12 protein-coding genes are annotated in these 15,508 nt (G+C 71.5%); 5 read left to right on the forward strand and 7 right to left on the reverse strand.

Annotation, left to right across the window (positions count from 1 at the left end):
- Positions 1-110 precede the first annotated feature (110 nt).
- Together gatC and gatA are read left to right on the forward strand one after the other, a co-directional pair.
- Entirely contained in the window at positions 111-407 is a 297-nt protein-coding gene (gatC, locus tag IU476_RS19450; protein WP_195102112.1) for an Asp-tRNA(Asn)/Glu-tRNA(Gln) amidotransferase subunit GatC, read from the forward strand.
- The gene (gatA, locus tag IU476_RS19455; protein WP_195102113.1) at positions 404-1,873 is read left to right on the forward strand and encodes an Asp-tRNA(Asn)/Glu-tRNA(Gln) amidotransferase subunit GatA; all 1,470 of its coding nucleotides are present in this window, start codon (positions 404-406) and stop codon (positions 1,871-1,873) included. Before gatC ends, gatA begins: the two co-directional genes overlap by 4 nt.
- Before the next feature lie 176 nt (positions 1,874-2,049).
- Here the strand turns inward: gatA and IU476_RS19460 are convergent, their stop codons facing one another.
- From IU476_RS19460 to IU476_RS19470, 3 genes are all read right to left on the reverse strand, one after another.
- Positions 2,050-2,505: a MarR family winged helix-turn-helix transcriptional regulator gene (locus tag IU476_RS19460; RefSeq protein WP_195102114.1), complete on the reverse strand. Its 456-nt coding sequence runs from the start codon at positions 2,503-2,505 to the stop codon at positions 2,050-2,052.
- Positions 2,506-2,635: 130 nt separating this feature from the next.
- Positions 2,636-4,069: an alpha/beta-hydrolase family protein gene (locus IU476_RS19465; RefSeq protein WP_195102115.1), complete on the reverse strand. Its 1,434-nt coding sequence runs from the start codon at positions 4,067-4,069 to the stop codon at positions 2,636-2,638.
- A 239-nt stretch (positions 4,070-4,308) separates the two neighbouring features.
- Positions 4,309-5,139, reverse strand: coding sequence for a phospholipase A2 family protein (locus IU476_RS19470; protein WP_195102116.1), 831 nt, complete (start codon positions 5,137-5,139; stop codon positions 4,309-4,311).
- Between the two features lie 166 nt (positions 5,140-5,305).
- Between IU476_RS19470 and IU476_RS19475 the strand changes: the two genes are divergently transcribed.
- The 3 genes from IU476_RS19475 to IU476_RS19485 all read left to right on the forward strand — a co-directional run bounded on the left by IU476_RS19475 (position 5,306) and on the right by IU476_RS19485 (position 9,264).
- Entirely contained in the window at positions 5,306-6,559 is a 1,254-nt protein-coding gene (locus IU476_RS19475; protein ID WP_324194138.1) for a sensor histidine kinase, read from the forward strand.
- A 156-nt stretch (positions 6,560-6,715) separates the two neighbouring features.
- Positions 6,716-7,375: a response regulator gene (locus IU476_RS19480; protein WP_195102117.1), complete on the forward strand. Its 660-nt coding sequence runs from the start codon at positions 6,716-6,718 to the stop codon at positions 7,373-7,375.
- A gap of 50 nt (positions 7,376-7,425) precedes the next feature.
- Positions 7,426-9,264, forward strand: coding sequence for a serine/threonine-protein kinase (locus IU476_RS19485; RefSeq protein ID WP_195102118.1), 1,839 nt, complete (start codon positions 7,426-7,428; stop codon positions 9,262-9,264).
- 21 nt (positions 9,265-9,285) lie between these two features.
- On the opposite strand, the gene IU476_RS19490 is transcribed toward IU476_RS19485, so the two are convergent.
- The 4 genes from IU476_RS19490 to IU476_RS37080 all read right to left on the reverse strand — a co-directional run bounded on the left by IU476_RS19490 (position 9,286) and on the right by IU476_RS37080 (position 15,441).
- Complete coding sequence (locus tag IU476_RS19490; RefSeq protein WP_195102120.1) at positions 9,286-10,317, reverse strand: ATP-dependent 6-phosphofructokinase; 1,032 nt, start codon at positions 10,315-10,317, stop codon at positions 9,286-9,288.
- Between the two features lie 78 nt (positions 10,318-10,395).
- The gene (locus tag IU476_RS19495) at positions 10,396-11,292 is read right to left on the reverse strand and encodes a serine hydrolase (RefSeq protein ID WP_324194139.1); all 897 of its coding nucleotides are present in this window, start codon (positions 11,290-11,292) and stop codon (positions 10,396-10,398) included.
- A gap of 203 nt (positions 11,293-11,495) precedes the next feature.
- Positions 11,496-12,431: a serine hydrolase gene (locus IU476_RS19500; protein WP_195102121.1), complete on the reverse strand. Its 936-nt coding sequence runs from the start codon at positions 12,429-12,431 to the stop codon at positions 11,496-11,498.
- Positions 12,421-15,441 (reverse strand): serine/threonine-protein kinase, encoded by a 3,021-nt coding sequence (locus IU476_RS37080; protein WP_324194140.1) that lies wholly within the window; start codon positions 15,439-15,441, stop codon positions 12,421-12,423. Before IU476_RS37080 ends, IU476_RS19500 begins: the two co-directional genes overlap by 11 nt.
- Between the last annotated feature and the right edge of the window lie 67 nt (positions 15,442-15,508).

Genomic DNA, 15,508 nt, shown 5'->3' on the forward strand with positions numbered 1-15,508 from the left:
GGCCGGTCGGATAGGCTTTGTCTTCGCCGACAGGCTACAACCTTGGTATTCAGTCGTCTCCGCGCGCCCGCGCGGGGAGCTAGCTCGAACCTGCCGAAAGGGGTCCCGCGGTGCCCGCCATCTCCCGCGACGAGGTCGCACACCTCGCCCGGTTGTCCCGGCTCGCCCTGACCGACGAGGAGCTCGACCGGTACGCCGGTCAGCTCGATTCGATCCTGAGCCACGTGCAGGTCATCGCGGAAGTCGCCGCCGACGTGCCGGCCACCGCGTCGCCGAATCCGACCACCAACGTCACGCGCCCGGACGTCGTCGTGCCCGGCCTCACCCCGGAGCAGGCGCTGTCCGGCGCGCCCGCGGTCGAGGAGCAGCGGTTCATGGTCCCGCAGATTCTGGGAGAGGGCGAATGAGCGACCTGACCAAGCTGTCCGCGGCCGAGCTGGCGGAGAAGATCCACGGCCGCGAGGTGTCCTCGGTCGAGGTCACCGAGGCGCACCTGCGGCGCATCGGCGAGGTGGACGGCGAACTCAACGCCTTCCTGCACGTGGCGGGCGAGCAGGCGCTGGCGACCGCCGCCGAGGTGGACCGCGCGATCGCCGCGGGCACGGTGGCCTCCGCGCTGGCAGGAGTTCCGTTGGCGCTCAAGGATGTTTTCACCACCACCGACATGCCGACCACGTGCGGCTCCAAGATCCTGGAGGGCTGGGTCCCGCCGTACGACGCGACGGTGACCGCCAAGCTGCGCGAGGCCGGGATCCCCATCCTCGGCAAGACCAACATGGACGAGTTCGCGATGGGTTCGTCGACGGAGAACTCCGCCTACGGCCCCACCCTGAACCCGTGGGATCCGCAGCGGATCCCGGGCGGCTCCGGCGGCGGGTCGGCGACGGCGCTGGCCGCCTTCGAGGCGCCGCTGTCCATCGGCACCGACACCGGCGGCTCGATCCGCCAGCCCGCCTCGATGACCGGCACCGTCGGCACCAAGCCGACCTACGGCACGGTGTCGCGGTACGGGTTGGTGGCCTGCGCCTCGTCGCTGGACCAGGGTGGTCCGTGTGGTCGCACCGTGATCGACACCGCGCTGCTGCACGAGGTGATCGCGGGCTACGACCCGAAGGACTCCACCTCTCGCAACGCCCCCGTGCCGCCGGTGGTCGCGGCCGCACGTCAAGGCGCGCAAGGTGATCTGCAAGGCGTGAAGGTCGGCGTGGTGCGCGAACTGCACTCCGACAGCTACCAGCCGGGCGTGCTCGCCTCCTTCGACGCGGCCGTGGCGGTGTTGAAGGATCTCGGCGCCGAGGTGGTCGAGGTGTCGTGCCCGCACTTCGAGTACGCGCTGCCCGCCTACTACCTGATCCTGCCCAGCGAGGTCTCCTCGAACCTGGCCCGCTTCGACGCCATGCGCTACGGCCTGCGTGTCGACGACGACGGCGCGCACAGCGCCGAGCAGGTGATGGCCGCGACCCGCGAGGCCGGTTTCGGCCCGGAGGTCAAGCGCCGCATCATGATCGGCACCTACGCGCTGTCGGCCGGTTACTACGACGCCTACTACGGCCAGGCGCTCAAGGTGCGCACCCTCATCGCCCAGGACTTCGACAAGGCCTACGAGCAGGTCGACGTGCTGGTGTCGCCGACCAGCCCGTTCACCGCGTGGAAGCTGGGCGAGAAGGTCGACGACCCGCTTGCGATGTACCTGTCGGACCTGTGCACGCTGCCGACCAACCTGGCCGGCTACTGCGGCATGTCGGTGCCCTCGGGCCTGAGCCGCGACGACGGCATGCCGGTCGGCCTGCAGATCATGGCCCCCGCCCTCGCCGACGACCGCCTCTACCGCGTCGGCGCGGCCTACGAGGCCGCCCGCGGGCCCCTCACCTGACACACGCCGCAAGCGCTACCCGGCTCCACGTCGGGTAGCGCCTAAAGGCGCGCTCGCCTTCGGGAACATCGGCGGCCCGGCGGTGAGAAAAGCGTTGGGCCGTGCCGAGGGAAGCGTCAGTGGCGCCGCCGGAAGCGTTGGGTAGCTCCGCCGGAACCAGCTTGCGGCCCTTGTGATTACGACTCGGGGCGCGGCCAGGGCCGTCCGTCGAGGCGCTCGATGTCGGTGTTGAAGCGCTGGAGGTAGGCGGCGAAGGCGGCCACGTCGTCGGCCGACCAGTCCGCCAGTACCCGGCCCAGGCCCTCCACGTTGGCCCGGCGCTCGGCCGCCAGTTTGCTTTCCCCGCTGTCGGTGACGCGGAACTTGCGGGCCATGCCGCCCTGCGGGTCGGGGATGCGCTCGACCAGTCCGCTCCGGACCAGGGCGGCGGTCTGGCGGTTCAGCGTCGAGGCGTCCAGGCGGAAGGCGTCGCTGAGCTGCCCGATGGACATCGGTCCGTCAATGGACAGGCGGCTCAGCAGCAGGTAGGCGCTGCGGTCCAGGTGAGTGCTGTCGCGGCGATAGCGCGGATTGAGGGTGTACCGGCCGAGCAGCATGGTCTCGAATTCGACCAGGTCCGTGGGCTTGTCCATGCCGTCCTTCCGCCTGTTCGCGCTGCCGACCTGCGAGGACCGGTATAGCACAGGCACCCTTGCCCGAGCCGACGATGTGCGCGATACACATAATATGCGCTGTGCATATCGGCCTGCGCGGGCCCTGCGCTCAGCAGTCGCCCAGCGCGGTGCCTTGGTCGGCACCGTAGCGGTGGCCGTGGCCCGGGGGCGGACTCAGTGCCGTCAGCAGATCGGCGGTGGTCTGCACGAAGCCGAGCACCGGAAGCCAGTGCGGGCGTGGGGCGTCCGTCCGGGTGCCGGTGAGATCCGGTGCGCGCCAGAGCAGTTCGGGCGACCAGTGCACCACCGGATCGGAGGAATTGGCGAGCACGGTGGCGCCGGCGCGGTGCACCCGCCCGGCCGGCGGTCCCGCCCAGAGCGCGGCGCAGACCCGGCTCCGCTGCTCGGTCTCGTCGGCGAAGATGGCGCTGCCGGCGGTGGCGCCCAGGCTCTGGCCGTAGACGTAGAGCCGGGGCTTGTGCGCCAGCGTCGCGAGGCGCTGTTCGACGGCGGTGAACAAGGCGCGCGCGGACTGTTCGGCGGCCCGGCGGCCGAAGACGAAGGTCGCCCAGCTCGGCGCCTCGGAGTACTGGAGTCCGACCAGCGCGACGTCACCGGCGAAACGTTCCTCCAGCCCCTCGGCGGCGCGGGCGTCGATCCAGCCGGAGCCGGTCGGCACCGTCACGACGAGGTGCGAGCGGTTCAGTCCGCCGGAGCGCTCCAGCTCCCGAATCGCCAGCGCGACACGGGAATCCAGATCCGGCGCGGAATTCAGCCCGACGTACAGCCGCACCGCCCGCGACGCCGGACCGGCGACGAACTTGCGCCCCTCGGCACCGAGCGAGCCCCAGCCGACCGCCGATTCGGTGCTGCCGGAGCGGGTGATCGACACCGGTTGCACCAAGGCCGGATCCACGGTCGCGTTGGCGGCGGCGTCGGCCGCGCGCCGCCAGTCCACGACGGCGGGCAGCAGCACGAACTGCGCGGCCAGCGCGGCCACCACGGCGATACCGACCGTGCGCGTCCGGCCCAGGCGGCGGAAGACCCACCGCAACCCGCGGACCGTCCCGACCAGGATCGCGGCGAGGAGCGCCGCGCCGAGCGCACAGCGCACCCAGTGTCCGGCGGCGACGGCCGGAACGCCCATCGCGGCGCGTAACTCGTTCTGCCACTGCTGGGCTCGCACGATCGCGCCGAGCACCACCAGCGTGCCGACCAAGGCCACGGGCGTCCGGGCGCCGGCGAGCGCGCGGTTGATGTCGAAGCCTCGCCGCCGCGTGACCGCGCGCAGCACACCGGCGACGGCGAGCGCGAGCGACACCAGCAATCCGGTCAGAATCGCCTGTGCCGTGGCGGTGCGGGGAAGAAGTCCGGGGGACAGCGAGGCCGCGGCGCCCAGTGTGACGGCGAGCGAGGTCCCGATGCGGGGCGGCGTGCGGAGGTTCCGGAGACGGAAGCGCGGACGGGGCGGCCGATCGTTCGTCGGCGGGTGGAGCTCGAGGCGGCCCCGGCGGGCCTCTGGTCCGGCAAGGGTTGCAGACATGGCGAATCCTCAGTGCTGTAATCGAATTCGTGCCGACGCGGGCCGTGCGGCCGGTGGGCACGTCGAAGAAGCCGTGCCACCCGTCGGTGGTCGAAGTGGTGTTCCGCGCGCCGGGTGACGGCGGATGAGCGCACCGGCCGGGCCGGTGCGAGGCGGATGCGGTGCTCGCGAGCGGGTCGCGCTCACGAGAGAGCGGAGCCGGGTGTGCTACCCGGCGCGGGCGCTGCCGCCGTCCGCGGTCAGCAGGCAACCCGCGGCCTCCTGCGCAGCACTGCGGCCGGGCCGAAGCCGCGGCGTCGGGCGCGCCGGATCCCGAAGATCAGAGCGAGCAGTGCGGCCAGCGCCCCGGCGGCTGGGGCAACCACCTGGTGACCGATATCCGTACCGGACAGTTCGGTACCGAAGACGTACTCCGGGACCGGCGTGGCGTAGTTCTGGCGGCGCGAGTTCAGGTCCACGGCGGTGGTGGCCACACTCGCCAGCACCTCGCACCGGGTCCGGTCCAGCGGCTCGGAGTGGGTGCCGCACGCGGCGTACATGCGCTGCTCCAAGGCCGCGTCGACGGCTTGGCGGGCCCACGGCCCGAGCGGCTGGTGGTCACGGTCGGCGTAGCGGAGCAGGTCGTAGCCCAGATCGTGGGCCTTGCAGGCGTTCTCGAAGTCCGGCGGCAGCGGGATCGGCGAGGAGCAGCCCCCGCTCGGATCGATCAGCAATCCGTCCGCTACTACGGGGCGGTAGCCCTGCCGGGCCTGGAAGTCGGCGGGAATCGACGCGTCCGCCGGACGGTCACCGGTCAGTTCCGCGACCGCGGTGCGCGCCGCCGCGCTCTCGGGCACGTGCGAGATGGCGGCGGCAGCCGCCGGGGCGAAGGCAACGGTCGACCCTGCCACCATCGCGACCACGCCCGCGGCACCCACCATCCGCCGTAGCCGTCCCGGTCTGTCGTGCGGCGTCGCGGCGGCCCCGTGGCCGCTCTCCGACACCCCCGACATCGTGTCCGCATCCCGCGACTCACGTGAGCCGGCGATCGACTCGACGCGGGATGGGTGGTCCTGCGTTGCATCGCTCATGACAGCCAAGGTTATGAACACCCCCCTCACCCGTCGTCACGCCGGGGATCGATTCCGCCGCCGCAGCGGTGGGGGAGCGCCGGCGAGGCGTCGTACCGGGGTAGGGGGTGCGAATTCACCCGGGGGTATGACGACGCAGGTCGCGCGGATTTCTAGGGTCTAAGGCATGGCTCGGATCACGCGCGGTGCGCGGCTTGCGACACGGACGGCACGCGACCCCGAACGGATGCGCCTCGCCTTCGACGGCTTCACCGCCCTGGTCACCGGAATCTTCTTCGCGGTGGCGTGGCCGACGCTGCACGTGACCCATCAGGTGCCGGTGGCCGCGCAGCCGTTCATCGCCGGGCTGGCCGCCTTCCCGTTCGCGCTGATCCGGGTCAACGCCCCCCTGGGCTGGGCGATCTCCGCGGGTTCCGCGCTGGTGATCTCGCTGGCCATCCCGCACCAGCCGAACAACACGCTGCCGTTCCAGGTTGTGCACATCCTGGCCCTGTTCGCGTTGCTGTTCGCGGTGGCGATGCGGGCGCCGATGCAGATCGTGGGCGTGACGTGGCTGTGCTCGGCGCTGCTGTTCGGTACCACCATGGCGGGCACCGGCGACGCGGCGCTCGGCTGGCCGATCGCGATCACCGGCCTGGTCGTCTTCGGCCTGATGGCACGCTGGCTGACGCTCTCGCGCCGGGCGCTGGTGCGGCAGGAGGAGGAGAACGAACTCGAGCGCGCGCGCCGCGCGATCCTCGAGGAGAAGGCCCGCATCGCCCGCGATCTGCACGACGTGGTCGCCCACCACATGTCGATGGTGGTGGTGCAGGCACAGACGGCGCCCTACCGGGTGGCCGACGTATCACCCGCGGCCCGAACCGAATTCGAGTCGATCGGCGCCTCCGCGCGCGAGGCGCTCAACGAGATCCGCAGCATGCTCGGCGTGCTGCGCAGCGACGGCCAGCTGCCCGAGCACGCGCCCCAGCCGGCGGCCGCGGACGTGCTCGCGGTGCTCGACGGCGCGCGGCGGGCGGGCGTCTCGATCGAGTGGACGATCGACGGCGAGCTGACGGGCATCCCCGACACCGCGGGCCTGGCGCTCTACCGGATCGTGCAGGAGTCGCTGTCCAACGCCTCCCGGCACGCCGCCGGGGCAGCGGTGCAGGTCGCAGTCACCGCGCGTCCCGGTGTGGTGGAGGTGGTGATCGGGAACGGGCCGGGGACGACGTCCGCGAGTGGCACGCCCGGCACCGGCATCGCGGGCATGCGAGCCCGCGCGGAGGCGATCGGCGGCGTGCTGACCGCCGGACCCCGCCCGGACGGCGGTTTCGAGGTGCGGGCGGTGCTGCCGTGCACCGTGGACGGCGACGCGCTCGACGGGCCGCGGTTCGGCGCCGCGGCCGCACCCGAGCTCGAATCGTCCACGCCCGCCGAGTGACCGTCGCATCGCCGCGGTGCTCCCGGTACGGGTGCGGCGGTTCCGGCCGCCGCATGCGAGACTCGTTGCGATGCTCACCTACCTCCCGGCGATCGACGCGCTGCCCGGCCACTCCGGCGCACCCGCGATCGCCCGATTCCGCTGAGGTCCGCTCTCGTGCCCATAACCGTGTTGATCGCCGACGACCAGGCGATGGTGCGGCAGGGTTTCGGCGCCCTGCTCGCCGCCCAGTCCGACATCAGCGTCATCGGTGACGCCGCGAACGGCAAGGCCGCGGTCGACGAGGCCAAGCGGCTGCGCCCGGACGTGGTGCTGATGGACGTGCGCATGCCGGAGATGAACGGCCTGGACGCCGCGCGCGCCATCCTGGCCGCCAACTTCGACCCGCCCGTGCGGGTACTGATGCTGACCACCTTCGACATCGACGACTACGTCTACGAGGCACTGAGCCTGGGCGCCAGTGGTTTTCTGCTCAAGGACGCCCCCGCCGAGGAACTGGTGCGCGCGGTGCGGGTGGTCGCCGACGGCCAGGCGCTGCTGGCGCCCACGGTGACCCGGCGGCTCATCGCCGACGTCACTCGCCGCCGGGCCCGCCCCAAACCCACGCCCGCGCTGGACGCGCTCACCCCGCGCGAACGCGAGGTGCTCGAGCTGATCGCGAAGGGCATGTCCAACACCGAGATCGCCGAGGCCCTGTTCGTCGCCGAGCAGACCGTGAAAACCCATGTGTCCAAGGTGTTCTCGAAGCTGGAACTGCGCGACCGGGCCCAGGCGGTGGTGCTGGCCTACGAATCCGGCCTGGTCACGCCCGGCTGAGCGGGCAGGTAGGATCCCGGACTTGTACCTCGCAGGAAGGGGCGACGCAGGTGTTCAGCAGCGGTGACGTGTTCGCCGGCTTTACCATCGAGCGGCTCCTCGGGCAGGGCGGGATGGGGTCGGTGTACCTCGCGCGGCATCCGCGCCTGCAACGCCACACCGCCCTGAAGCTGCTGAACCGGGAGTTGTTCGCCGACGCCGAGATTCGCGCGCGCTTCGAGCGCGAGGCGGACCTGGCCGCGCAGCTGGACCACCCGAACATCGTCGCCGTCTACGATCGCGGCGTCGAGGACGAGCAGCTGTGGATCAGCATGCAGTACGTCGACGGGGTGGACGCGGCCACGGTCTACCCGCATTCGCTGCCGCCGGAGCGCGCGGTGCAGATCATCGAGGGCGTCGCCGCCGCGCTGGACTACGCGCACGGCAACGGCGTCCTGCACCGGGATGTGAAGCCGGCCAACATCATGCTGGCCCGCTCCAGCGGCGGCAAGGGCGAGCGGGTGTACCTCACCGACTTCGGCATCGCGCGGCTGCGGGAGGATTCCCAGCACCTGACCCAGACCGGCATGTTCACCGCCACCCTCGCCTACGCCTCGCCCGAACAGATGACGGGAGCCGAACTGGACCACGGTTCGGACCAGTACTCCCTGGCCTGCGCGCTGTACTGGCTGCTGACCGGGACCGGCCCGTTCGATTCCGACGACCCGTCCGAGGTGATCCACGGCCACCTGCAACTGCCGGTGCCGCCCGCGAGCATCCGCCGGGTGGGGCTGTCGCCGGCCGTGGACGTGGTGATCGCCAAGGCCATGGCCAAGCGGCCCGTCGACAGATTCGCCAGCTGCGCCGATTTCGCCGCCGCCGCCCGGCACGCCCTGACCGCGCCCGCACCGGTGGGCCCGGCCACGGGCCGCTACCCGGCCGCGGCGAATATGCCTGCGCCGCACGGCTATGCGGCCGTCGGCTCGCCCGGTGCCCCGATCGGTGCCCCGCCGCCCGTGCCTGGCTCACCGGTGGCTTCGCCTGTGCCGGGCTCGCCGCTCGCTTCCCCCGTGCCGGGTTCGGTGGTGGGTTCGCCTGTGCCCGGGGCACCGGTTGTTGCGGCCGTGCCACTACCGGGTGGGGGGACGTCCACTCCGGCATCGGGAGTTGCGGGCTCGGCGAATTCGTCCTATGCCGCGTCGTCCGCTCCGGGGACGCCGGGGTTCCCGGCGCATCCGGCCGGCTATCCGCCGAAGCGGTCGTCGAGCCTGATGGGTTTGCTCGTCCTCGCGGTCGTCGTGCTGGTCGCGGTGCTGGCCATTGTCATCGGTGTCGTCGCCTCCGACGATGACGACGAGAGCGCCGTCTTCGAATCCACTACACCCGCACGGGCCGTCGACCCGGTCCAGGGCCTGCGCGCCATGCACACCGCGTTCCCCGGTCTGGCTCCCGAACTGCCGAACGACGACGGCACCGGGAACGGCATGGGGTTCGGCGGCAAGATGTGCTACGCGACCAAGGCGGGAAATCCGCTGATGCAGCACAACGAAGGCCAGCCGCAGCTGGGCAACTGGGTGGCCGCCTGGGACTGCTGGGCCGGCGACGAGTCCCAGCCGGACTACGCGCTGCTGTCCTACGGCTCGCCGGCCGACGTGCACACCGTGCTGGCGCGCCTGCCCGCGAACCGAAAACTGGTGGAGCAGAACGGCGGCCGGTCGTACACCAACCACCGCTGGAACACCCCCGAGAACGAGTCGCGCACCACCTATTACGTGACGACCTCGTTCGAGGACGACGCGCAGCGGTCGAACTTCCTGCTGTTCAGCAGTGCCGACTACTGGCCGTCGGTGCCGCGCGGGTTGTCCGGTCCCGAGTTCGCGGAGTGGTGGAAGTCGCTGCCGCTGCGGTGAATTCCGCGCCGCCCGGCCGGGTCACCCGAAGAACGCCGCGGCCTCCTCGTGCCGGTCGGCGGGCACCAGCTTCAGCTGCTTGGTCGCCTCCGACAGCGGCACCAGCTCGATCTGGGTGCCCTGCAGCGCCACCATCTGCCCGAACTGCCCGTCGTGCACGGCCTCGGTGGCGTGCACGCCGAACCTGGTCGCCAGCACCCGGTCGAACGCGGTCGGCTTGCCGCCGCGCTGCACGTGCCCGAGCACGGTGGTGCGGACCTCCTTGCCGATGCGGCGCTCGATCTCGACGCCGAGCTGATGCGCGACGCCGGTGAACCGCTCGTGGCCGTACTCGTCGATGCCGCCCTCGCGCAGGTGGAAGGAGCCCTCCTTGGGCTTGGCGCCCTCGGCTACCACGCAGATGAAGTGCGAATCACCGCGCTGGAAGCGGCGTTTGATCATCGTGCACACCTCGTCGACGTCGAAGGGCACCTCGGGAACCAGGGTGAGGTGCGCGCCGGAGGCGATGCCGGAATTCATCGCGATCCAGCCGGCGTGCCGGCCCATCACCTCCACCAGCATCACGCGCTGGTGCGATTCGGCGGTGGTGTGCAGCCGGTCGATGGCGTCGGTGGCGATGGTGACGGCCGTGTCGTGACCGAAGGTGGTGTCGGTGCAGTCGATGTCGTTGTCGATGGTCTTGGGCACGCCCACCACGGGCACGCCCTCGTCGGCCAGCCAGCTCGCGGCCGTCAGCGTGCCCTCGCCGCCGATCGGGATGAGCGCCTCGATGCCGTTGTTGTCCAACGTCCGTTTGACCTGGCCGAGGCCGGCGCGCAGCACGTCGGGATTGGTGCGCGCGGTGCCGAGCATGGTGCCGCCCTTGGTGAGCAGCCGGTCGGTGCGGTCGTCGTTCTGGATCTGGATCTTGCGATCCTCGAGTAGCCCGCGCCAGCCGTCCTGAAATCCGACGACCGCGTCCCCGTATCGGCCGTTCGCAGTGCGAACGACCGCCCGGATGACCGCGTTCAAGCCTGGGCAGTCCCCGCCTCCGGTCAAGACTCCGATGCGCATGCCAGCTATCTTGCCGGGCGCGCCCCGGTAGCGCAGCCCCGACCCCGTGAAGCCTCGGTTACGGCATCGCCGGGCGGGTCATTGCGCGCCCCGGCACTGACCGGCGGGCAACTCGCCCAGATGCTTGCCGACCAGGGCCGACAGCTTGTTCAGGATCAGGGTCCCGTCCTCGAAGCCACCCGAATTGGCCTGCGCCGCAAGTGCGACGGCGAGCTGACCGTTCGGCGTGGTCACCAGCCCGAACTGGCGCACCAGGTAGGCGCCGCCCTGGTCGGGGCCCCAGCCGCCCTTGTACTGGGCGTTGTCGAGCCGGCCGATGCCCCACTGCTGGCCCCACACCACCTTGCCCATCAAACCGACCACCGTGTCGGCGTCGGGCAGGCAGGGCAGCCGCGACGCGAAGCGCACCTGGTCGGCCAGCGACCAGTCGGCCTGGCCGAACGCGGAGTACTCGGCGCGGGTGCGGGTCGCGGGCACCTTCGTGGTGGTGTCGCCGCCCTCGCGCAGCACCGCCTCCACGGCCTGCGCCGCGCTGTCGCCGCCGCCCAAGGACTGCCACAGCCCGTCGGCGGCGCTGTTGTCGGACTCGGTGATGGCGGCCGACATCTGATAGGTGCCGGTGTTGCCGTTGGTGCGCAGCACCGCGAGGGTGAGCGGCACCTTCATCGTCGACCAGGCCGGTCCGGTGGTCCAGTCGCCCAGCGACGTCATTCCCTCCCCGCCCACCGGCATCAGCGCCAGCCCGGCGTGACCGCCCAGCGACGGCTGGAGGTCCTTGAAGTCGGCCGCCAGCGTGCCGGGCAACGCGACCATCGCACCGATGGTGGGATTCGCGGGGCGGGCCACGGTGGTGGGCAGCCCGCTATCGGTTTCGGACGAGCACGCGGCGCCGCCCAGGACCAGCGCGCCGCACAGCACCGCCGCCAGCCGCCGGACGGCCCTGCGCGACCCCGTGCGCCGCTCGACCGAGCTCACACCGAAAAAGCCTGACAGCGGGCTCTTTTGGGCCCGTCCGGACCGGTCGCCCGGACGCCGGTGTGGTGCGTCCACCGGTTCACCTCCAACATCGCGGGGCGGCGCGCAACCCGGCCACCCGTCGGTCGAGGCATTCTGTGCCGTCCGCGCGCGGCGGTCAAATGCCGTGACTCACGGTGTCGCATATGAGCCGGAATCCGACATCACTTCCGGCATTCGCCGCCGCCCAGTTCGCCGACGTGCTCGGCCAGCAGGGCGGCCATCTTGTCGAGCATCGCGGTGCCGTCCTCGAAGGTGCCCGAATCCGGTTGTGCCGCAATGGCCACCGCCAGCTGCCCCGACCAGGTCGGGATCAAGCCGAACTGGCGGACCAGGTAGGCGCCGGTGTCGTCGTCGGGACCCCAGCCGCCCTTGTACTCGGCGCCGACGAAGGAGCCCAGGCCCCACGCCTGGCTGGAGGTGATCTCGCCCATCAGGTTCACCACCCGCGCCGCGTAGCGCAGGCAGGGCAGCCGGCTGGCGAAGCGGACCTGGTTGACCAGGGTCCACACGGTGGCGCCGAAGGCCAGCGGGTCGTCGACCGTCTCGCGGGCCTCCGGGTTGTGCCGGTCGGCGACATCGGTGGTGGTGTCCCCGGCTTCGCGCAGCACCGCCTCGACCGCGTCGGCCGCCTGGTCGCCGCCGCCGAGCGCGTCCCACAGCTGCTGGGCCGCGTCGTTGTCGGAGGCGGTGATCGCCGCGGAAGCGGTGTCGAACAAGCCGTCCGGTTCCTTGCGCAGGGCCGCCAGCGCCAGCGGGACCTTGATGGTCGACCAGGCGATTCCGGTGGTCCAGTTGCCCAGGGTGATGGCGCGGTCGCCGCCGACCGGCATCACGGCCAATCCCATGGTGCCGGGCAATTCCGCTTGCAGCGCGGCGAATTCGGTGGCCAGCGAACTCGGCACGGCCAGATCGCCGCCGACCCGGTGCGTGCCCGGCTGCGCCGCCGTGTTCGCGGTGGGCGCCGGGACGACGACCTCGTCCGCCACCGGGACCGGGGCGCCGGCGTTCGCCGCGCACGCCGAGATCGTCACCGTCGACACCGTCAGCAGCGCCCACCGAAAAGCTTTGCGCCGGAAACCATTCACCTCAGTAGACATACACCACCGCGTTCTCACCACCGGTGCAGGTGACGATGCGGCCGGAGGTCGTGCAGTTCATGGTGTACGACCGCCCCGTCACCGGGCTCACCGCGACCACCGACGACGGTGCGGCCGACCCGCCCGCGGCCTGCTGCGCGTACGCCTCGCGGACCGCCTCCGCGAACGCGCACGAGGTCACCGAACTGCCCGTCGCCGATTTCGAGTACTTGCCCGTCGCCGCGGTGCCGCTCTGGCATTCGGTGGCGCCGGCGGGCACGGCGGCGGTGGTCGTCGTGGCCGAGGTGGTGGTGGGCGTGGCCGACGTGGACGGCTGGGGCGCAGCGACATTCGGTTCGCTGGTGTCCGAGGCCGCCGACGGGGCGGTGTCACCGGGTTTGCTCACAATGCGCCAGCCGACCGCGGCGACGCCGAAGACGAGCACCACCGCGAGCACGCCGAGGACGGCCGGCAGGACGTAAGAGCGTTTCCCGTTGCGTTCGCGGCCGTCGCCGGGGGCGGCGGTCCGGCGGTCGTAGTCCTGGTGTCCGCCGAAGGCGTAGTCGTACTCCTCGTATTCGTCGCCGTAAGCGCGGGATGGTTCGTATTCGTCGTTGTACGCGCGGGGTGACTTGTATTCGTCGCCGTACGGGCGGGGTGACTCGTTTTCGTCGTCGTACGCGCGAGGTGATTCGTATTCGTTGTAGGCGCGGGGTGACTCGTATTCGTCGCCGTATGCCCGGGGGGACTCGTACTCGTCGCTGTATGTCCGGGGGGACTCGTGTGCGTCGCCGTACGCTCGGGGTGAGTCGTGTGCGTCGCCGTATGCCCGGGGGGACTCGTGTGCGTCGCCGTACGCCGCGGGGGAGCCGTACTCGTCGTCGGGGCGGTCGTAGTCGCCGGTGTGGTTCTGCTGCGCGTAACCGTCGCGCTGGTCGTAATCCGGGTCGTCGTATCCGGCTGGGGCGTAGGCGTTCTCGGCGTAGTCGGCGTAGGCGCGCGGCTCGTCGTAGCCGCGCTGGTAGTCCTCGTCGAGGGGATAGCCGCTCGCGGGTTCGGCGTAATCGTCGCCCACCGGGGCGCGGTCGCGGGGTGCGTCGGATTCGCGGGCGGGCGGCAGCGGGGCGAAACGGAAGTCGTCCGGGCGCACCTGCGTCGGATCCGTCGGACGGATAACCGGGAGATCGCCGGAGGTGTCGCGATCCCGGTCCGGGTCGGGCGGCGCGATGATTCGCAGCGAGCCCGTGGTGGAGTAGCCGCGCGCCGCGGGGAGTTGCTCGTCCTCGAAGGACGTGCCGCGCGGTGCGGTGGTCGGGTCGTCCTGGGGCGTGCCGGGGCGGTTGCGTGCCGAACCGGCGTCTGCGGCCGCGGGACCGGTGCGTGCGGATCGGTCCGGGAGCGCGCCCGCGGCGCCCGTGCCGGTGCGCATCACGGTGGTGGGCTGTCCGGCAGGAGTGTTTTCCGCAGGCGTCGCCGGTGCGGCCTCGTCGCCGGGCGTGGCGACCGGACCGCGCGGTGGGAAGCGGGCGGGGATGGTGGGACCCTCGGGGCCGAACGGCTGGAAGGTGTTGGCGCCGGGCGCCTTCGGCACCTGCTCGGGGTGCGCCGCGCCCGCGTCGCCGGGTGCCAGGGTGTCGGCGCGCAGCACGGTGGTGGGCTCGGCCGGCGTTCGGTCGAGGCTGAACGGTCCCGGCCGGGCGGCGTGCGCGACGCCTGCGGCGCCCGTACCCTCGGCACTCGCGCCGGGGTCCGGACCTACCAGGAACCGGCCGCGCGCGGAGAAATCAGCGGGGGGCGACGCTTGGTAGGCGTCCGAGTCAGAGGTTGCGATCGATTCGAAGGCACCCGAGTCAGGAGGTGGGAACGACTCGTAGGCATCGGATTCGGGGGGTGCGGATTTGAAGGCACCGGATTCGGTGGGGGCGTACGACTCGTAGGCGCCCGAGTCGGTGGCGGGGAACGATTTGTAGGCGTCGGAATTGGCAGGCGGGCGGGATTCGTAGGTTTCGGATTCGACGGGGGTGCGGTCGGAATCGTCGAATGCGGCGGTGGCGGCGTCGAATTCGTGGGAGCCGGTCGAGTAGCGGCCCGCCTCGTCGTACTCGTCGGGCTGGTCGGTGTTGTCGGCGAACATGTCCGCGCCGGCGTAGGCCGCGGCGATGGCTCCGCTATCGGCCGGGCTGGGGCCGTATCCGGCGGAAAGCCCGAAGGCCGCGCGGGCCGCCCCGGCGAATTCGCCTGCCGTCGAATAGCGATCCTCGGGGGCCTTGGCCATCGCGTGCGCGATCACCGCGTCCAGCGCGGGCGGGACATCGGAGCGTTGCAGGCTGGGCCGCGGCGGCGGATCGGACAGGTGGGCGCGGATCAGCGCGCTCACGTTCTTCGCCGGGAAAGGGGCGTTGCCCGTGAGGCATTCGTGCAGCACACAGGCCAGCGAGTAGATGTCGGCGCGGCCGGTCACCGGGCCCACGTCGAACCGCTCGGGGGCCATGTAGGTGTAGGTGCCCGCGGCCGTGCCCACCAGCGTCACACTGCTGTCGCCCTCGCTGCGCGAGATCCCGAAATCGGCGAGGTAGGCGAAATCGGCCGCGGTGACCAGGATGTTCGCGGGCTTGACGTCGCGGTGCACCACGCCCGCGCGGTGCGCGGCGTCCAGCGCCGCGGCCACCTGTTCGACGAGATTGACGGCCCGATCCGGATCCATCGGGCTGTGCCGGCGCAGCAGCGTGCGCAGATTGTCCCCCCGGACCAGGCGCATATCGATGTAGAGGACGCCGTTGATCTCGCCCCAGTTGTGGATCGGAATGACGTGCGGCTCGGACAGTTTCGCCGTGGCCTCCGTCTGGCGACGGAACCTCGCCCGGTAGGCCGGGTCCTCCGCCAAGGCTTCCGACAGCAACTTCAGCGCGACGACCCGGTCCTGGGTCGAGTCGTAGGCCTCGTAGACCTCGCCCATGCCGCCTCTGCCCAGCAGCGAGCGCAGCTCGTACGGGCCGAATCTGTCGCCGGCCCGGGACCGCGGTGCGTCCACCGGTGAAACCTCCACATCCTGGGCAGGGTGCGAAACCCGTGCCCGGTGTGTCACCGGGGTTGTGCCT

The sequence above is a fragment of the Nocardia blacklockiae genome, from assembly GCF_015477355.1.
Lineage (GTDB): Bacteria > Actinomycetota > Actinomycetes > Mycobacteriales > Mycobacteriaceae > Nocardia > Nocardia blacklockiae.